The organism is Microbulbifer yueqingensis (assembly GCF_900100355.1).
GTDB classification, from domain to species: domain Bacteria; phylum Pseudomonadota; class Gammaproteobacteria; order Pseudomonadales; family Cellvibrionaceae; genus Microbulbifer; species Microbulbifer yueqingensis.
In genome coordinates, this window is sequence record NZ_FNFH01000001.1 from 209,422 (window position 1) to 228,361 (window position 18,940).

The 18,940-nt window shown below is 62.6% G+C and carries 17 protein-coding genes; 2 read left to right on the top strand and 15 right to left on the bottom strand.

What is annotated here, in order from left to right; genetic code table 11:
* Positions 1–9: 9 nt before the first annotated feature.
* From BLT26_RS00910 to adk, 8 genes are all read right to left on the bottom strand, one after another.
* Entirely contained in the window at positions 10–759 is a 750-nt protein-coding gene (locus BLT26_RS00910) for a sulfite exporter TauE/SafE family protein (protein ID WP_175452991.1), read from the bottom strand.
* 123 nt (positions 760–882) lie between these two features.
* On the bottom strand, positions 883–1,968 hold the full coding sequence (locus tag BLT26_RS00915) for a tRNA-queuosine alpha-mannosyltransferase domain-containing protein (RefSeq protein ID WP_091506704.1): 1,086 nt from the start codon (positions 1,966–1,968) through the stop codon (positions 883–885).
* A gap of 32 nt (positions 1,969–2,000) precedes the next feature.
* Positions 2,001–2,882, bottom strand: coding sequence for an NAD(P)-dependent oxidoreductase (locus BLT26_RS00920; protein WP_091506708.1), 882 nt, complete (start codon positions 2,880–2,882; stop codon positions 2,001–2,003).
* A gap of 7 nt (positions 2,883–2,889) precedes the next feature.
* Complete coding sequence (locus tag BLT26_RS00925) at positions 2,890–3,687, bottom strand: undecaprenyl-diphosphate phosphatase (RefSeq protein ID WP_091506713.1); 798 nt, start codon at positions 3,685–3,687, stop codon at positions 2,890–2,892.
* An 18-nt stretch (positions 3,688–3,705) separates the two neighbouring features.
* Positions 3,706–4,407: a tRNA (adenosine(37)-N6)-threonylcarbamoyltransferase complex dimerization subunit type 1 TsaB gene (tsaB, locus tag BLT26_RS00930; protein WP_091506717.1), complete on the bottom strand. Its 702-nt coding sequence runs from the start codon at positions 4,405–4,407 to the stop codon at positions 3,706–3,708.
* 144 nt (positions 4,408–4,551) lie between these two features.
* Positions 4,552–5,424: a hypothetical protein gene (locus BLT26_RS00935; RefSeq protein WP_245720539.1), complete on the bottom strand. Its 873-nt coding sequence runs from the start codon at positions 5,422–5,424 to the stop codon at positions 4,552–4,554.
* A 239-nt stretch (positions 5,425–5,663) separates the two neighbouring features.
* Positions 5,664–6,662, bottom strand: coding sequence for a ferrochelatase (gene hemH / locus BLT26_RS00940; protein WP_091506722.1), 999 nt, complete (start codon positions 6,660–6,662; stop codon positions 5,664–5,666).
* 279 nt (positions 6,663–6,941) lie between these two features.
* On the bottom strand, positions 6,942–7,598 hold the full coding sequence (gene adk, locus BLT26_RS00945) for an adenylate kinase (RefSeq protein WP_091506726.1): 657 nt from the start codon (positions 7,596–7,598) through the stop codon (positions 6,942–6,944).
* Between the two features lie 196 nt (positions 7,599–7,794).
* Between adk and BLT26_RS00950 the strand changes: the two genes are divergently transcribed.
* Positions 7,795–8,790 (top strand): 2-hydroxyacid dehydrogenase, encoded by a 996-nt coding sequence (locus tag BLT26_RS00950; protein ID WP_091506730.1) that lies wholly within the window; start codon positions 7,795–7,797, stop codon positions 8,788–8,790.
* Between the two features lie 12 nt (positions 8,791–8,802).
* Here BLT26_RS00950 and mazG read toward each other — a convergent pair whose 3' ends face one another.
* The 3 genes from mazG to cysM form a co-directional block, all read right to left on the bottom strand.
* Positions 8,803–9,624 carry a nucleoside triphosphate pyrophosphohydrolase gene (gene mazG / locus BLT26_RS00955; RefSeq protein WP_175452992.1) on the bottom strand — a complete coding sequence of 274 codons (822 nt, stop codon included), beginning with the start codon at positions 9,622–9,624 and terminating at the stop codon, positions 8,803–8,805.
* A gap of 66 nt (positions 9,625–9,690) precedes the next feature.
* Positions 9,691–11,937 carry a GTP diphosphokinase gene (gene relA, locus BLT26_RS00960; protein WP_091506735.1) on the bottom strand — a complete coding sequence of 749 codons (2,247 nt, stop codon included), beginning with the start codon at positions 11,935–11,937 and terminating at the stop codon, positions 9,691–9,693.
* A 26-nt stretch (positions 11,938–11,963) separates the two neighbouring features.
* Positions 11,964–12,854 carry a cysteine synthase CysM gene (gene cysM, locus BLT26_RS00965; protein WP_175453008.1) on the bottom strand — a complete coding sequence of 297 codons (891 nt, stop codon included), beginning with the start codon at positions 12,852–12,854 and terminating at the stop codon, positions 11,964–11,966.
* Between the two features lie 155 nt (positions 12,855–13,009).
* Here cysM and BLT26_RS00970 point away from each other — a divergent pair, with 155 nt between their 5' ends.
* Positions 13,010–15,841: a response regulator gene (locus BLT26_RS00970; RefSeq protein WP_091506742.1), complete on the top strand. Its 2,832-nt coding sequence runs from the start codon at positions 13,010–13,012 to the stop codon at positions 15,839–15,841.
* A gap of 23 nt (positions 15,842–15,864) precedes the next feature.
* On the opposite strand, the gene recO is transcribed toward BLT26_RS00970, so the two are convergent.
* From recO to BLT26_RS00990, 4 genes are all read right to left on the bottom strand, one after another.
* On the bottom strand, positions 15,865–16,617 hold the full coding sequence (gene recO, locus BLT26_RS00975) for a DNA repair protein RecO (RefSeq protein ID WP_091506746.1): 753 nt from the start codon (positions 16,615–16,617) through the stop codon (positions 15,865–15,867).
* Positions 16,618–16,782: 165 nt separating this feature from the next.
* Positions 16,783–17,694 (bottom strand): GTPase Era, encoded by a 912-nt coding sequence (gene era, locus BLT26_RS00980; RefSeq protein WP_091506754.1) that lies wholly within the window; start codon positions 17,692–17,694, stop codon positions 16,783–16,785.
* Positions 17,695–17,820: 126 nt separating this feature from the next.
* Positions 17,821–18,501 carry a ribonuclease III gene (gene rnc / locus BLT26_RS00985; protein ID WP_091506756.1) on the bottom strand — a complete coding sequence of 227 codons (681 nt, stop codon included), beginning with the start codon at positions 18,499–18,501 and terminating at the stop codon, positions 17,821–17,823.
* Positions 18,494–18,934, bottom strand: coding sequence for a DUF4845 domain-containing protein (locus tag BLT26_RS00990; RefSeq protein ID WP_091508662.1), 441 nt, complete (start codon positions 18,932–18,934; stop codon positions 18,494–18,496). Before BLT26_RS00990 ends, rnc begins: the two co-directional genes overlap by 8 nt.
* Positions 18,935–18,940 lie beyond the last annotated feature (6 nt).

Genomic DNA, 18,940 nt, shown 5'->3' on the forward strand with positions numbered 1-18,940 from the left:
ACACTCCCGTTACATGGTAAACAGTTGGTAAAGGATACGCAGGCCAGCCACCAGCAGCGCCACGCGCATAAGCCGGAAAAACAGCGCGCTGTCCAGGCGGTTCAGCATGGCGATACCGATCCGGGTACCGACGATGGCCGCCACGGTCAGCAGCAGGATCAGGCCCAGGTGATCGGAGAACGCGAAGCCGAGATAGATAAACGCCGGCACCTTGAGCGCGTGGCACCAGGCCTGCATCACCGACTTGTTTGCCACCACCTCCTTCGGGGAGAGGTCGCGGCGCACGAAAAATGCCGCCAGCAGCGGGTCGACCGCACCGGCCAGGATCCCCAGGGTGCCGGTACCGATGCCCACCCAGAAATAGTTGTGCGGCCTGAGCCGGATCTCTGGCAGCCGCTTCGGCTTGAATACTGTGTAGAAGATCAATATCGCCAGCAACACCAACGGCAGCTGCTGCCACTCGAGTCGCGCCAGGCCCAGGGTCATTGCAGCAGCCCCAAGTGTGCAACCGATAAAGAACGGGATGCAGAATTCCCAGCGGATGTGTTCGCGCACATAGAGAATGCGCGCCAGGTTGTTCATCAGCTGCACGGCGCCGTGGATGGGTACCAGCAGCCGCAGCGGGATCGCCAGGTTGAGGGCGGCAAACATCAGCACCCCGCCTGCGCCTCCGGTTACCGCAGAGATAAACGCACTGGCGATACAGGCCAGCAGCAACAGCCCCAGCGTGAGGGAAGTCAGTTCTGTAAATTCCGGCAAAGCCCGCTCCCTTGTACGGTGCAGAGTGCAGTATTGGGGTTGTCACTGAAGTTCAGGGGTGGCGGGCAGTCTAGGGGCAGCGGAATAATAAACCCAGTAGTCACCGGACCCGGCGCGGTTAAATCAGGACATGGCGGCGAGCTGGTACAGGCGGTCCCGGTAGACCGGCCCCAGTTCGCGCCAAGCATACCCTGACACATCCTGGGGCGCCGGCAAATCCTGCCCGCTGGCCAGCCGGCGAATCTTTTCCACCGCGGCGCCGTTGCTGCCGTAGCGCACTCCAGCCGGATAAAAATCCGGGTAGGCCTGCTCGTCCGGCACCAGCGGGGTACATCCCAGCGCACAGGCTTCAAGCACGGCGAGGCCCTGGAACTCGTGGTGGGCGGTGGAGAGGAAGACATGGCTGCGGCGCAGCGTATCGAGATACTGTGACCGTTCCGGCAGGAACCCAATCCGGCCAAGCCGGTGGGCAAAGTCATGCTGGATGATGGAGAACTCCTCCGGGGTGTTGCGGAAGGATTCCCCCAGCAGGTTGAGGCGGTACTCCACTCCATCCTCCTCCAGGCCGCGGAGGATGTCCAGCAGCCGGGCACCGCCCTTGTCATATTCCCACCGGGCCGCCCAGCTGATCTCCAGCGGGCCAGCCCCTTGCGCTGCGACCTCGCCGCCGGCGGGGGCAAAGAGTTCATCCTCGAGCGGCACGGGCAGTACGTGCGACCTGGCCTCGATCTCGGCACAGATCCCCGCCGGCACAAAATCCGGGAAGCGCTTGAGCAGGCGTTCCGCCCCCTCCAGCAGGGTGCGCCGGTTGAACCCGGAATTGAACAGCAGCAGATCGCCACACAGGGCCGTGTAAATATTGAGAAGCTGGGGCTCTACCGACTGGTGGGCCCGGTCACTGCGCGGGTAGGCAAACTGGTTTTCATGGAAATACACAGCGGTGGGCACGCCGGCAATCTCCGGGACCAGTCCCCGCAGCGCCGAGAGATCGGTCATGGAAGTCGCCACCACCAGGTCCCAGGGGCGACCCAGTAGCTCGCGGGCCTCACCCCTCCCCCAGCTCAGGCTGTTGCCGCGCACCCGCCAGCTGAAATAGCGCGCGGGCAGGGTGAGCACCGTCCAGTCCCACTCGGGCAGGGCCGCCACCAGGCCCTTGCGCCAGCGGCGGTGGCTGGCGGCATCATAGGCGGACAGCAGCAGGACCCTCATGATCGCTTCCCGTATTCCGGCGGCTATATGCCTCAGTCGAATGAGCGCACGTTCATCAGCCGCGCGAACAGGCTGGAGGTGTCCCAGCGGCCGCCACCCAGCGCCTGGACCTCGCTGTAAAACTGGTCCACGAGGGCAGTGACCGGGAGCAGGGCCCCGTTGCGCTGGGCCTCGTCGAGGACGATAGCCAGGTCCTTGCGCATCCAGTCGACGGCAAAGCCATGCTCGTACTCACCCGCCAGCATGGTCTTGTAGCGGTTTTCCATCTGCCAGCTCTGGGCCGCCCCCTTGGAGATCACCTCGACAACCTGCTCGGCATCCAGGCCCGCCGCCCGGGCGAAGTGAAGCCCCTCGGCCAGACCCTGCACCACACCGGCAATACACACCTGGTTGACCATCTTGCACAGCTGGCCACTCCCCACCGGGCCCAGCAGGCTGACGGCGCGGGCATAGCATTCGATAAAGGGCCGGGCGCGCTCGTAATCGCCCTTCTCTCCCCCCACCATTACGGTGAGCACCCCGTTCTCCGCGCCCGCCTGGCCGCCGGATACCGGTGCATCCAGGAAACCTGTACCCTGCTCCCGCGCCTTTTCCGCCAGCTCGCGCGCGACATCGGCCGAAGCGGTGGTGTGGTCCACGAACAGGCTTCCCGGCGACATGCCCGCGAAGGCACCGGAATCACCCGTCACCACCTCGCGCAGGTCGTGATCATTGCCCACACACGCAAACACCAGCTCCGCTCCGCGAGCCGCCTCTGCGGGTGTCGCACAGACTGTGCCCGGGTAATCACCGACCCACTGTTCCGCGCGGCTGGCAGTGCGGTTGTAGACTCGTACAGAATGCCCGGCCCGGGCGAGAAAGCCCGCCATGGGATAGCCCATGACGCCGAGTCCGAGAAAAGCTACCGTCGTCATCGCTCGATCACCCCCAGATCATCCAGATCAACGCCGCACCCAGCACCAGGCGATAGATGGCAAAAGGTGCCATCCCGATGCGGCTGATAAATTGCAGGAAAAAGTGAATGCACAGATAGGCGCTGATGCCCGATAGCATCGCTCCCAGCAGGATATCGCCCCAGGGGACAGCTTCCTCCGCAAGCAGGTCGAAGGTAAGCAGCAGCGCGCTGAGTGCGATTACCGGGATCGACATCAGGAAGGAGAACCGGGCCGCCGCCTCACGTTTCATCCCCAGCATCAGGCCCGCGGTCATGGTAATTCCGGAGCGTGAGGTGCCGGGGATCAGCGCCAGGGCCTGGGCGACGCCGATCATCAGGGCCATTTTCCAGTTGAGCTGGGCCAGGGTCAGCTGACGCCGGGCGCGCACGTCAGCCCACCATAACAGGACCCCGAAGCCGATGGTGGCGGCGGCGATCACCGCTGCCGAGCGCAGGTTGTGCTCGATAAAGCCCTTGAAAGCCAGCCCTGTCAGCCCCGCCGGGATCGTTGCCAGCACAATCAGCCAGGCCAGGCGGCCCTCGTCCGTAAAGTGCCTGGTCACCAGTCCGCCCAGACCGTCGCGCAGCAGTGCCCATACCTCGTGGCGGAAGTAGAAGATCACCGCCGTCAGGGAACCGAAATGCACTGCGACGTCAAAAGCGAGTCCCTGGTCCGGCCAGCCGAGGACCTCCTTGGGCAGGATCAGGTGGGCGGAGCTGGAGATGGGCAGGAATTCCGTCAGCCCCTGGATCAGGGCCAGGACAATAATCTGAAAAATTTCCATAGCTAACCTGTTTACTGCTTATTGCGGGCGGATCTTCTGCCGCTTTTTCCAGGTGACTTCGTTGCGCAGGTACACGGGCTCCAGCTGCTCGGCGCTCACCGCCTTGCCCGCCTGTGCCAGCGGCAGCGCCAGTTCGGCGAGATCGCGCGCGTGGATGGGGCAATCGAGGTCAATGGCGGCCACGGGGGCCGCAGCCAGTTCCGGGTAATGCCAACCCGGCCCGGCCCCGTACAGGGCACCCTCGATGCCCGCCGCAGAGAGGGAGGCCGTCGCCTCCGCGGGATCCTCTACGGCCTCCGGCACGATGCTCTCGGCCGGCGCTGCCGGCGAATAGGCCCCCCAGTAGACCTGCTGCATGCGCGCATCCAGTGCGGCCACAATCGTGCCGGCGTGCCATTCGGGGTGCTTGCGCCGCGCGCCGGCCGCGAGGGCAGCGAGGCTGGAGACAGGGATCACCGGCAGGCCGGCGGCAAATGCCAGGCCCTGGACGCTGCTGATGGCAATTCTCAGCCCGGTGAAGGAACCCGGGCCCCGGCTGACCGCCAGGGCGTCGAGCTGCGCCAGCTTGAGGCCCGCCTCGGCCAGCACCCGGTCCACCATCGGCAGGAGCCGGCGGGTATGGTCGCGCTCTGCCGCGACAAACTGCTCCGTGAGCCGGCCGCCATCGTTGAGGGCGACTGAGCAGGAGCCGGAGGTGGTGTCGAGGGCGAGGATTTTCACTGCTGGCGGATCCCTTAACTTGCGAGGGGCGAATTGTGGCACGTCCGTCGCTGTACGTCATCGGGGGAATCGTCCCGGGGGGAGGCTAAACGCAAAAGCCCCGGTGCTACCGGGGCTCTGCAGGGCTGGTGCCGGACTGGCCGGCTAGGAGGCTTTCTTCTTGGGCGGCCTGCCACGACGCGCGGTGGACTTCTTCACCGCCGTGGTTTTCCTGGCCTTGGACTTCTTGGTCGCGGCCGCAGACTTGGGTGGACGGCCCGGCCCGCGGCTCGTCGATTTCCTGGCATTGCCCGCCTTCGATGCTGACTTCTTCGGCCGGCCCGGGCTCTTGGTGGTGGCCTTCTTGCGCGCGGCCTTCTTCGAGGGCTTTTTCGCTGCCTTCTTCGCCGCCTTCTTGGCATCCGCCTTGGACTTGGCCTCCGCCTTCTTGTCCAGCTCCTTCACCTTCGCATTGGCCTTCTTGGCCGCCTGCTTCACCTTGGCATCGGCTTTCTTTTCCGCAGCCTTGAGCTTCTTGGTATCTGCCTTTTCACGGGATTTGGACCAGCGCTTCTCATACGCCGACATCGCGGACTTCTTATCTTTTTCCCGTTTGCTCGACAGGCTGTCAGACAGGTCGGAGAGCTTCTGCTTGGCCGCTTCTTCCACCTGGCGTACGGCATCCATTGCCTTTGCTTTCGCAAGCTCCAGCTTCGCGGAGGCGGACTTGGCGCGCAAATCCTTTAATTTCTGGTTGGCGCTGGTCAAAGACTTCTTGGATGCAGCGGTCCCGGTTTTCTGGGCCCGCTCCCTGGCCTTGGCCACGCGATCGGCCTGGGCGTCCACGGCCTTGCTGGCAGAATCTGCTGCTTTCTGGGCCTTGTTCAGCGCTGGCGATTGCTTGGACGGAGTACTTGCCTTGGTAGTGCGTTTGGCCGTGGCCTTCTTTTTTGCTGTGCGCTTTTTCGCTACTCGTGCCATCCCTTGTCTCCTTAATTGAGAAGAAGTACTTCTACCTACCCGAAAATGTGTCGGCATTTAAGCCGCTCTAATCGTCAGTCAGCCTCCCGATAAAAACCTGATGGCAGCTTGCTGGCAACAGGCAGGGAGCGGGTTACAAGGTCTATTTCCATGCAACTTTATCTAAGTTAATAAAAAAAACCTGCTTTGCAAGAAAAATGGGACAAAAAACCAGCTTTTCCGGTAAAAAAATCCTTTTTCCACCTTTTGCTTGCCGAAAATTCTCCGGAAGGGAATAAAAGGGGCCCTTCGGGGGCTTAACAGGCGAGTGGTATTTTCTCTTCAATAATTGCCGCGAGTGCATCGATATGGTCCGGCCGCGCGTTCAGTGCCGGGATATAGCGGTACTCGCCCCCGCCGGCCCTCTGGAAATTAGCGCGATTCTCCTCAGCAATTTCCTCGATGGTTTCCAGGCAATCCGAGGCAAAAGCCGGGCAGATTACATCGACACTCGCGAGCCCTTCCCTTCCCCAGGCCTCCAGGGTTTTATCCGTATATGGCTGCAGCCATTCCGCCTTGCCAAAACGGGACTGGAAACAGACCTGCCAGCGGTCATCGGGTAAGCCCAGCTCCGCTGCCAGGTGTCGCGCCGTCTCCCGGCACTGGGTTTCATAGGGATCCCCCTTGCGCACATTGGCTTTCGGGATACCGTGAAATGACAGCAGGAGCTTTTCCGCGGCACCGTGTGTTTCCCAATGTTCCCGCACCGAGTTGGCCAGTGCGCGGATATAGAGTGAATGCCGGTAGTAGTCCCGCACCACGCTGATATCGGGTATATCGCGATTGGTGCGGTAGATCCGCGCCACCTGGTCGTAAATGGCCCCGGTTGTGGTGGCGGAGTACTGGGGATAGAGAGGCAATATCAGGAAGGAGTCGAACCCCTCCCGGCGCAGGCGCGCCACGGTGGAATCCAGGCCGGGCTTGCCGTAAGTCATGGCATAGTCCACGGTAATATCGGGCCGGTTGTCCGCGAGGCGAGCCTGCAGAAGCTCCACCTGGCGGCGCGTATAGTAGTGAATCGGAGAGCCCTCCACCGGCTCTCCGTCGAGTCCCCGATTCCAGATCTCTTCGTAAGCCGGGGCTATACGCTTGGGGCGAAACGGCAGCACAAACCCATGCAATATTGCCATCCAGAGGGGACGGGGAATTTCCACGACCCGTGGATCGCCGAGGAACTCGCGCAAAAACTGCCTCACAGCGGGGGCCGTAGGCTCTTCCGGAGTCCCCAGGTTCATAAGAATAACGGCGGTCGGCATGTATCACCCCTGTAAAGCTCTCTAGCGTTATCGGGTTCCGGTTGCACATCTGAAAGGCACCGGCGGTCGCAGCGCTTGCCGAGGAAGACCATAGCAAGGCGGAAAACTGCGGTCACCCACGCAATCTCACTCCCCGCGGTACCTCGCGGGCGTTGTTGCCGGTTCACAATTACGGCCTGTGTCCGGGAGCCCACATAAAAAAAGCCCCCTATCGGGGGCTTTTATACGTCAGGGATATCCGCCCGGATCCCCCGGCAATTGCTCACGCGCTTACTGCGGTCACTCGCTGAGTGCGGCGAGAACCTTTTCGCGAATATCATCCATCGAGCCCACACCCGCGACCTTGCTGTACGTCGGGGCGCTCTCGGGAGCCCGCTCTGCCAGCTCGCGATAAAATCCTACCAGCGGCTCAGTCTGCTCGTGGTAAACAGCAAGGCGGTTGCGCACTGTTTCTTCCGTATCATCCCCGCGCTGCACCAGCGGCTCGCCGGTAACATCGTCCTTGCCTTCTTCTTTAGGCGGATTGTAAATCACGTGATAGACCCGACCGGATCCTTCGTGCACACGACGGCCGGAGAGGCGCTTGACGATTTCTTCATCGTCTACGGCAATTTCCAGCACGTGATCGATCTTGATATCGGCGTCCAGCAGGGCCTGGGCCTGGGGGATGGTGCGCGGAAAACCGTCAAACAGGAATCCGTTGGCGCAATCCGGCTGCGCAATACGCTCCCTGACCAGGGCAATAATCAGGTCGTCCGATACCAGCTTGCCGGCGGCCATGACCTCCTTGGCCTGCAGTCCCAGGGGGGTCCCCTCCTTCACTGCCGCTCGCAGCATATCGCCAGTGGAGATCTGCGGGATGCCGAATTTCTCTGTAATGAACTGAGCCTGGGTGCCCTTGCCGGCCCCGGGCGCCCCCAAGAGAATAATTCGCATAGTCAGATTGCCTCTAATTTATACCGGCGGGTCAATGCCTGCCACGCCAAAAGAGCGCTACCTTACACGCAGACCCCAGACAGGGCAAGGTTGCCACGCGGCGTGGCGCTGAACCGCTTCCAGCCGCCAGTCACATGATTCACGCTATGCTAGTCAGTGCCAACCTGCACAAAAAACAACCGCTCGAGGCATTTCAATGAAAATTGCCGTCTACAAGGCCCACCCTTACGACCGGAGCTACTTCGAACGCTACAATCGCCGCTTCGGCCATGAACTGGCCTATATCGACAGCGAACTGGACCAGGACACACTGGTACTGCGCCGGGACGCTCCCGTGCTCTGCATTTTCGTCAACAACCCGGTGGACCGCACCCTGCTCAAACGCATGCGCACGGAGGGTGTGGAGATGCTGGCGCTGCGCTCCGCCGGTTTCAACCACGTCGATATCGAGGCGGCCAATGAGCTCGGGATCCTGGTTGCAAATGTGCCCGGCTACTCCCCCTATGCCGTTGCCGAGCACGCCACTGCGCTGGCACTGTGCCTGATCAGGAAAATCCACCGTGCCCAGTCACGGGTACGGGAGGGCAACTTTGCCCTCGACGGGCTGATGGGCTTTGACCTTCACGGCAAGACCGTAGGGGTCGTCGGCACGGGCAAGATCGGCTCGGTCTTCGCACGGATAATGAATGGTTTCGGGTGTGAATTGCTGGGCACTGATCCAGAGGAAAGCCGGGAGTGCCGCCAGCTGGGGATGCGCTACGTGCCCCTGGAAACCCTGTGCCGGCAGGCAGACATCATTTCACTGCACTGCCCGCTGTTACCGGAGACCCATCACCTGATTGACAGCCACATGCTGGCCAGGATGCGCGATGGCGTATGCCTGATCAACACGTCTCGCGGGGCCGTGGTCGACACCCCTGCCGTGATCAGTGCGCTCAAGAGCGGGAAAATCGGCTACCTGGGTATTGACGTCTATGAAGAGGAAGACACACTGTTCTTCGAGGATCGTTCGGACAGGATTCTTCGCGACGACGTGTTCGCACGGCTTTTGACTTTCAATAATGTACTGGTGACCGGCCACCAGGGCTACTTTACCCGCGAGGCCATCAGCAATATCGCCAAGACAACCCTGGCAAATGTTACCGAGTACGAGACCAGCGGTGAGTGCAGTAACGCCCTGTCCGCAACCTGACAGCCCGGGCCGTCAGTCGGCCCCTCGCTCTGCTTCCTTGGCCCGGACCCACAGGGCATCGAGTTCTGCCAGGGACGCCTCGGCGGGCCCGCGCCCCTCTGCGGCCAGCGCCGCTTCCACAGCCCCAAAGCGCCGTTCAAATTTCCGGTTGCAATCGCGCAGCGCTCTCTCGGGGTCCACTCTCAGGTGGCGCGCCGCGTTGATACAGCTGAACAGCAGGTCTCCCACTTCCTCACGCGCATGCGCTTCATTCCCGCTGGCCATCGCCGCGCGCAATTCGGCAATTTCCTCCTCGATTTTGTCGAGCACGCCGTCGGCTGATGGCCAGTCGAAGCCTATCCCGGCCGCCCGCTTCTGCAGCTTAGCCGCGCGGGTCATGGCCGGCAGGTTACGGGCCACACCATCCAGCACGCCGGCCTCTCCCCTGGCCCCCCGCTCAGAGGCCTTGATCGCCTCCCAGTTGCGCTTGACCTCCGTCTCGTCAACCGCGTGGGCGGCCCGCCATCCGCGCAGCTCGCCTTCGGGAAATACATGCGGGTGGCGCCGGATCAGCTTGCGCACGAGGGTGTCGACGATACCGTCAAAATCGAAGAGCTCGCCTTCCCGGCCGAGCTGGGCATAGAAAATGACCTGGAACAGAAGGTCGCCGAGCTCCTCCGGCAAGTGTTCGAAGTCGCCGGCCTCAATCGCCTCCGCCACCTCGTAGGCCTCCTCGATAGTGGAGGGCACAATGCTGGCGAAATCCTGTTTCAGGTCCCACGGACAGCCGCCATCCGGGTCGCGCAGGCGCCCCATCAGGTACAGCAGGTCATTAACGGAATATTTCTCAGCCACGCTCAGCTCCGATCTTTTCATGGTATCGATGGCCAACCCTTCGGGCCGGGCGAAACCCCGGTGTGCTCAGTGGAGCACGCGGCGCTTGGCCGAGGCTACGTTGGGCAGCTGGTTGATCCGGTGCAGCACGCGGCTCAGCTCCTCGAAATTGTGAATCTCCGCCGTGAGCACCATATCCACCGTGTGCTTGTGCTTGTTCGAGCAGGTCTGCATGGCGGTAATATTGATCCGCTGGTGGTCCAGCATGGCGGTGATGTCGCGCAGCAGGCCATGGCGATCATAGGCCTCGATCATGATTTCTACCGCGTAAAGTTCGCGGGGTTTTTCGGCCCACTCCACCTGCAGTACCCGCTCATGCTCCTCCGCCTGCATGCGCAGCATATTCGCGCAATCCTTGCGATGGATGGAGACGCCGCGCCCGAGGGTGATATAGCCCATGATCTCGTCACCGGGCACCGGGTTACAGCAGCGCGCGATATGGGTCAGCAGGTTACCCACCCCATCGATATAAACGTCCGCCTGGCCATCACTGCGTGCCACCGAGGCGGTAAGCGACGGCACTGATTCCGCCTTCTCCACCTTGACCATCCGCTGTGCCGCATTGAGCACCTGGCCGACGCCGATGTCCCCGGCGCCGACCGCGGCGTAGAGGTCGTCCAGCGAATGCATGTTGAGTTTGGCTGCAAGGGCGGCGAAATCGAAATCGATCAGCGCCAGTTGCTTGAACTCACCGTCGAGAATCGCACGGCCATCGGCAATATTCTGGTCCCGCGCCTGCTGCTTGAACCAGTGGATGATCTTGGCCCTTGCCCGGGAAGTGGTGATGTAACCCATCCCCGGCGAGAGCCAGTCGCGGCTCGGCGCCTCGCGCTTGCCGGTAAGGATTTCCACCTGGTTGGCGGTCTGCAATTCATGGTTGAGCGGCACTATGCGGCCATCCACCTTGGCCCCGCGGCACCGATGGCCGATCTCGGTGTGGATCTTGTAGGCGAAGTCCAGCGGCGTGGCGCCACTCGGCAAATCCACCACATGGCCGTCAGGCGTGAATACGTAGATACGGGTATCCGCCTCACTGGACTGGAGATCATCCTGGAGGGGGTTACCGCCCACCTCTTCGTGCCAGTCGAGCACCTGGCGCAGCCAGGAGATTTTCTGCTCGTAACTGTCCCTGCCCTGGGAGTCCTTATCCGTACCCTTATAGCGCCAGTGGGCACAGACGCCGTACTCGGCCTCCTCATGCATGGCGAAGGTGCGAATCTGCACCTCCAGCACTTTGCGCTCGGGACCGATAACCGCGGTGTGCAGCGAGCGGTAGCCGTTTTCCTTGGGAGAGGCAATGTAATCGTCGAACTCGTTCGGAATATTTCGCCAGAGGTTATGGACTATACCCAGCACCGCGTAACAGTCACGCACGGTCGGCACCAGGATACGCACCGCGCGGATGTCGTAAACCTGGGAGAACCCGATGTTCTTGCGCCGCATCTTGCGCCAGATACTGTAGATGTGCTTTGCGCGCCCGTAGACCTCACCCTCGATATCCGCCCGCACCAGCTCGCCGCGCAGGAGCTCGAGCACCTCGTCGATGTATTTCTGCCGATCCAGCCGCTTTTCGTCCAGCAACCGCGCAATCTGCATGTAGTCGTCCGGCTCGAGGTAGCGGAATGAGAGGTCTTCCAGCTCCCACTTGATATGGCCGATACCCAACCGGTGGGCAAGCGGCGCATAGACATCCGCCACTTCCCGGGCCACGCGGCGGCGCTTGGCGGGGTCGGCGTTTTTCGCGGCGCGAATGGCACAGGTGCGCTCGGCAAGCTTGATCAGCGCCACCCGTACGTCGTCCACCAGGGCCACCAGCATCCGGCGGATATTTTCCGAGTGCTCCTCGACCGCCCCCCTGGCACTGTGGGAATCCGTATCCGCGCTGCGACTGCGGATCGCCGCCATCCGCAGCACACCGCGAATCAGCTTGGCGACCTTCTTGCCGAATTCTTCCTCGACGACCTTCAGTTGCAGGCGCTTTTCCCGCACCGCTCGGTAGAGCACCGCGGCGCAGAGTGCTTCCCCGTCAACCTGCAGGTCCGCCAGGATCTCCGCCATCTCCAGGCCGGTAAGATAGCTGCTGGCACCTTCGGCCCAGATATTTTCCGCGGCGATGGCTCGCTGCTCGGCATCACTGCTGACCTCCGCAGCACGGCGCAGGGTCACCAGTACCCCGCCGTCGAGATTGGCCAGGGTCTGGATGTGGCGCAACCAGGACTCCAGGTCCAGTTCGCCCTTGGCGCCAAAGGAGTGATGCTTTCTGACTTGTACCATCGGACTACTTGCTATTCCCGCATCAGCTACTGGTTGTAAAGGCCTGAGGAGAGGTAACGGTCCCCCCGGTCACAGATAATGGCGACAATGGTGGCATTCTCGACCTCGGCCGACAGGCGCAGGGCTGCCGCCACCGCGCCGCCAGAGGAAACCCCGGCGAACACGCCCTCGACCCTGGCCAGTTTCCTGGCCATCTCCTCGGCCTCGCGCTGGTCCATATCCACCACGCGGTCTACCTCCTCGGGTATGAAAATACTGGGCAGGTACTCTTCGGGCCAGCGACGGATGCCCGGGATGCTCGACCCCTCAGTGGGTTGCAGGCCGATCACCTGTATCTCCGGGTTCTGCTCCTTGAGATAGCGGCCGCATCCCATGATGGTTCCGGTAGTTCCCATCGAGGAGACGAAATGGGTTATGCGGCCGCCGGTCTGTCGCCAGATTTCAGGGCCCGTACCCTCGTAGTGGGCCCGCGGGTTGTCATCGTTGGCAAACTGGTTCAGCACCAGCCCGCGTCCCTCGCCCTGCATTTGCAGTGCCAGGTCGCGCGCACCTTCCATACCCTCCTCGGGGCTTACGAGGATCAGCTCGGCGCCGTAGGCGGTCATCGCGGCCTTGCGTTCCTCTGTAGCGCTCGACGGCATGATCAGGATCATCCGGTATCCCTTGATCGCCGCGGCCATGGCCAGGGCGATACCGGTATTGCCGCTGGTGGCCTCAATCAGGGTGTCGCCGGGGGAGATCTGGCCGCGGGCCTCGGCGTGGGTGATCATAGACAGGGCCGGGCGATCCTTTACCGAACCCGCAGGGTTGTTGCCCTCGAGCTTCAACAGGATGGTATTACTGGTCTCCCCCTGCAGGCGCTGGAGGCGCACCAGGGGCGTGTTTCCCACGCAGTCGGCAATTGTCGGGTAATGCATAGTCTGCTCGCGGCCGGGTACAAAAAACAGGAGCGCCATTCTACCCTCCGGGCCCCATGCCCGCGACCCCGGGACAATCTGCCCTTATTTAGTGCGATCCGCGGCGCAGGGGGGTAGAATCGGGATCAAATAATGTCCAAAACGGCTCTCCGAACATGACCGTACCCACCCCACCGGTACAAGTCCCGGATCCCTCCAGCCGCGCGGTGTCACTGCGCGCGCTGATATTCCGCCTGACCCTGGGCCCAGCGCTGATCCTGGCCCTGGTGCTCGGTGGCCTGCTCACCCAGCAACAGGTGAGCGACCGCCGCCAGCTGCTGCTCAGCCACGGCCACGCCAGTGCGGAGCAGCTCGCAGAGCTGATTGAGCTGAGCGACGGCCAACCCCTGCAACAGCGGCTCGACTGGCTCCACAAGAGCCTGCTGGCACTGATGCTCGAGAAGGACATGGTGCGCTCGGTGCATATCTACTCCATCAAGGGTGACCAGCTGGACGCGGATACCGGGCTGCAGGTGCTGGCGACCGCCGGACCGCGGCCGCGCTCGCCCATTACGGACCTTCACCTGAAAGACCGGGAAGAAGGCTTCATATTTGAGAAAGGGTCAGGTATCCAGGTGCTTCACCCGCTCAGGGCCGGTGAGCTGACCTGCTGGATCGCTATCGAGCTGCACCGCCCCTATTTCACCATCGGCGCCTATCAGGTGGCTCTGGCTGCGCTGCTCGGGCTGATCCTCTGTACGCTTGCCGCCCTGACCTGGTCAATATTCCTGTCCGAGCGCCTCGCCCGCTACCTCGAACGCATGGGAAAGGCAGTGGAAGAAATTGGCCAGGGACAACTCGACCGGCGTATCGCACCGGGGGAAAACCGCGAACTGAATGTGCTTGCAGAACATATCAACCAGATGGCACAGAATTTCGCCTCCTACCAGGAGGAGGCGACCACGAACCTGCTGCAGTCGATGGACGACCTGCGCCAGTCCCTCGACAGCATGGAGGAACAGAATATCGAGCTGGATCTCGCGCGCAAGAAGGCGCTCGAGGCCAGCCGGGTAAAATCCACCTTCCTGGCCAACACCAGCCATGAGATCCGTACGCCGCTGAACGGCATCATCGGTTTCACCAACCTGCTGCTGAAGACCGAGGTCGATGAGCTGCAGCAGGACTACCTGCAGACCATCCTGCGCTCATCGGAAAACCTGCTCACCACTATCAATGATGTGCTGGATTTCTCCCGTATCGAATCCGGCAACCTGGTACTCGACCACATTCCCCTGAACCTGGGCCAGCTGCTCGAGGAGACCCTCCAGATCCTCGCTCCTTTCGCCCACGAGAACCGCATTGAACTGGTGCCCCTGATCGATGAGCAGCTGCCCACCACACTCATCGGCGACCCACTGCGCATCAAGCAGGTGCTCACCAACCTGGTGGGCAATGCAGTGCGCAGCTCTACTGACGGCAATATCCCGGTACGGGCCAGCGTGCAGAGTAGTCGCGACGCCGAGATTGTGGTCCGTATCAGCGTCACCGACCTCGGCAACCGTATCGATGAAGAGGGGCGCCGGGAACTGCGCCAGCTGCTGGAGAACAGCGCCCAGAACCCGGGCCAACAGATCAGCAGTAACGGCCTGGGCCTGGCGATCGCCCGCAGCCTGATGGAGCGCATGCGCGGCAGTATCGGTATTGACGAGGCAGCAGGAGGCGGGGCCACCTTCTGGGTCCACATACCGTTGCACCTGGAGCGCAACCGCAACCAACCGGCCCAGGAGCAGTTCCCGGGCACCCGCATCCTGGTGGCTGACACCAACCGCATGACCCGGCTGCAGGTTTCCCAACTCCTGAAGCAATGGCAGGTCGAGGCCATCGAACTCGACGACACCAGCACGCTGCAACCTGCACTGGAGCAGATGTGGAATCACGACGCCCTCCCCGATGCAGTCATTATCGATACCGCTATTGCCGGGGATGATGTAACCAGCTTTGTCGCCACCATCCAGCAGCTGGTGGACACCTACCAGTGCCGGGTGATCATCCAGGGCTCGCCGGTGGAACTGCGGCGCTGTTACGAGCAATTGCGCACCAGGGTGCTGACCTTCCTGGCCAAGCCCGTCACCCGCGATAACCTGCTGCGGGCACTGCGTCGTTCGCTGCCGCAGCAGGCCCACAACCGCCCCGCCACCACCAACCAATCAACCCTGCCGTGGACCGCGCCCCCGCGCGTGCTGGCGGTGGACGACCACGAGGCAAACCGGCACCTCGTCAGCGAACTGCTTCGCGCCCTGGCGATCGACGTCACCATCGCGGACAGCGGTGAGCAGGCAGTCCGCCTCTGTGGGCAACAGCGCTTCGATATGGTCTTTATGGATATCCAGATGCCGGGAATGGACGGCATCGAGGCGACCAGGAAGATCCGTGCCGCCGAGAAGGATGGCAGGATGCCCATTATCGCCCTCACCGCCCACGCCGGTGCAGAGGAAAAGGCGCGACTGCTGTCCGCCGGCCTGGATGATTACCTCAGCAAGCCGGTAAGCGAAAACCAGCTCAACAATATGGTAAAGCGGTGGATGAAAATCCTGGTCCCGGGCGGCCAGGCAGCGCGGCAGCAGGGTAACCCGCGCCTGGTTGATATCGCCGAAAGCCTCGAGCTAAGCAACCGCGATGCCACCCTCGCCAGGGACATGCTGCAGATGCTGATCAAGGGTCTGGTTGCCGACGAGCAGGAGTTGAACCGCTGCCGCGCCAACAACGATCACCGCGGCCTGTTCGAGCTGGTGCACCGACTGCACGGCGGCTGCTGTTATTGCGGGGTGCCGCGACTGCGTGAGGCCACGGCAGCCCTGCAGGAGCACCTGCGCCCGCAGCAGAGTGACGATAATCCCGACATCGACCAGCAGAAAGTGGAGGCGGTGACACGGGAAATCCGCGCGCTGCGGGAATGGTCGTCCGAGCAGGACCTGGATATCCTGTTCGGCCTGACCGCCAGCGCCTGACCGCCAGCCGGGAGAGCTGGCTTTCAGCGGCCCGTGTAGACCTGCCGGAACAGTTCGCGGCTGCGCAATGGCCGTGTGCCGAGTAGCGGGCTGAGCAGCAGCCGGGTCAGCCGCTTTGCTGCCGGCAGCGCAGCCGCATCCGGTAGCTCTCCGGCTGCCGCGCGCGCCAGGGCCAGCAGTTCCGTCCCGGTATATTCATCATCCCCGAGCCGGGCCTCTCCCACTCTGTGCACGGGGACGAATCCCGATTCCGGCTCGAGGCGATAGAACCCGTCCCGGCTGAGCGGTTGCCGGCTTTCGGCGCAGTGCCCCAGCTCCGGGCACTGGCCCAGCTCACCCAACAACTGCAACTCGAACCGGCGCAGCGGCGGCTCAAGGGCAGACGCACTGCTTCCGTCAAGTGATGCCAGGGCCTGCAGCAGCGACTGGTAGCAGGCAAATACCGTGTACTGGGCCTCTCCCTCCGCCAGGGTCCTCACCAGCAGCTCGTTGGCATAAAGGCCCGCGTACACGGCGCGCCCGCGAAGCCAGGCCGGGCTACCGGAGTTCTCTACCTGACCAAGGGTCTTAAGGCTTCCGCGCCCCATCAGTGAGAGCAGCAAGGGGGTAAAGGGCTGCAGGGCATGCTGGCGACGCTGCTTGTCGCGCCGGGCACCGCGCGCCACACAGCTGATACGTCCCTCTTCCGGCGTCAACAGCTCCAGTATCAGGCTGGTATCCCGATAGGGCCGCGAGTGCAGGATATACGCCGGTTGCAGTGGTTGCCGATGGGACATTTGGGGTTCAGTAGTCAGTAGCCGGGCTGCCCCGGAGGGCCTCAGGGAAGATGCTCGATATTATCCCGCCATTCTACCGGGAAATGGCAGCATGCCTCATGAACAGGCGCGGTTGGCGCTGCGCCGGTACCCGCGCCTGTTATTTTACCGAAGGGGGCCAGCGGCTCAGTCGTCCCGATAGCCCAGGCTGCGCAGGGCGCGCTCGTCGTCGGACCAACCGGACTTCACCTTGACCCACAGGTTCAGCATTACCTTGCTATCGAACAGGCGCTCCATATCCTGGCGCGCCTGGCTGCCGATCTGCTTGATCCGCTCGCCCTTGTTGCCGATCAGGATCCGCTTCTGGCCGCTGCGCTCTACCAGGATGGCCGCGCTGATATGCAGGACACTGCCGTCCTGGGCAAACTCCTCGACTTCGACCGTGACCTGGTAGGGGATTTCAGCCCCCAGCTGGCGCATCACCTTTTCCCGCACGATCTCTGCGGCCAGGAAGCGGGAACTGCGGTCGGTAATCTGGTCTTCCGGAAAGAAGTGCTCTCCCTCGGGAAGGCGCTTCACGATCACCTCTTCGAGCGCGTCCAGGTTGACGCCGCGCAGGGCGGAAATCGGGACTATCTCGGCCCGGGGATGCTGGTCGGCCAGGGCCTGCAGCTGCGGCAGCAGGTCTCCCTTGTTATCGAGCTGGTCCACCTTGTTGACCGCGATGATCAGCGGGCACTTGAGCCCACGCAGCTTGTCGGCAACCAGCTGGTCGCCCTCGGTCCAGCGGGTACGCTCCACCACGAAGACCACCACGTCGACATCGCGTGCAGCGCTGCTGGCCGCGCGGTTCATATAGCGATTGATCGCCTTGTCCGCCTCGGCGTGCAAGCCGGGGGTGTCCACGAAAATGATCTGGTGATCACCCTCGGTCTTGATCCCCAGCATGTTATGGCGGGTGGTCTGGGGCTTGCGCGAGGTAATTGCCAGCTTTTGTCCCAGCATGTGGTTCAGCAGTGTCGACTTGCCGACATTGGGCCGGCCGACAATCGCCACATAACCACAACGGCGGGTAGCCGGCTTGTTAGGGTCGCTCAAAGGATACCTCCGGGTGTCGTTCACCCATCAATTGTAGGGTGCGCGGGGCACCCTGTCGGGACCGGGAATTCGGGCAGATATGGAAAGGGGCACTTTAACAGAAATCCGCAGCCGCGCCGCAATGCTTCAGTCCTGCCCGGTGAGGCGGCGATAAGCCGTGTCGGCAGCTGCCTTCTCGGCGGCCCGCCTGCTGCCCGCCTCTGCCCTGACGGGATCGGCCAGCCCTTTCACACGGCACTCCACCACGAACCTCTGGGCATGTTCGGCGCCCGCCACATCCACTACCCGGTACTCGGGCAGCGGGCGCTGGCGCGCCTGCAGCCATTCCTGCAGGCGGGTCTTGGGGTCCTTGGCGGTCTCCAGCGAGAGCGAATCCAGGCGTGAGGCGAACCAGGCCAGGATCCGCTGCCGGGCGGTCTCCAGGCCTGCATCCAGGTAGATAGCGCCAATCAGCGCCTCCACTGCATCGGCGAGGATAGACGAACGGCGATACCCGCCGCTTTTCATCTCTCCCTCGCCCAGGCGCAGGCAGTCGCCCAGTTCCAGCTCTCGCGCCAGCTGTGCCAGGGTCTCGCCACTCACCAGCTGCGCGCGCAGGCGGGTCAGCTGGCCCTCGCGGCCGTGCGGGAACCTGTCAAATAGCGCGGCACCGATGGTGAATCCCAGGATCGAGTCACCCAGGAACTCCAGGCGTTCATTGTTAAGGCTGCCGTGGGAACGATGGGTGAGCGCCAGTTCCAGCAGGTCGGGACGATCAAAGCTGTGGCCCAGCCGGCGGCACAGGCGCTCGAGAGAGAGGTCAGTCACGTTGGCGGAATTGCTCCAGGTCTACCAGCGGTTCACAGCACAACTCCGCCTTGGCGGTATTGAGCTGCTTGTTGAAGCGCATGACCACATCGACGTTGTGGATCAGCGGCTGGCGCACCTCGTAATCGACGCTGATCAGTATGCTGTCGGCGCCGCGGATAATCTGCACGGACTCCGTAGGCTGGCCGCGGACATTGTTAATCAGGAAATACTTGTTGAGTTCCTGCTTGATCTGCCCGCGCGTCATGTCGCGCAGGTTGTCCTGCTCGGCCAGTTTTTTAAGTCCCTGGTCGACATAATAGGCGTCGATATAGCCAGGCCCCATCTTCGACACGCAGGTCAGGATGAAACCCGCCCCCGCGATAATCAATATCAGGCTCCAGTAACTCATGCCGCGCTGGCGATGGAGAGAAGATCCGAATTGGCCACCCATATAACT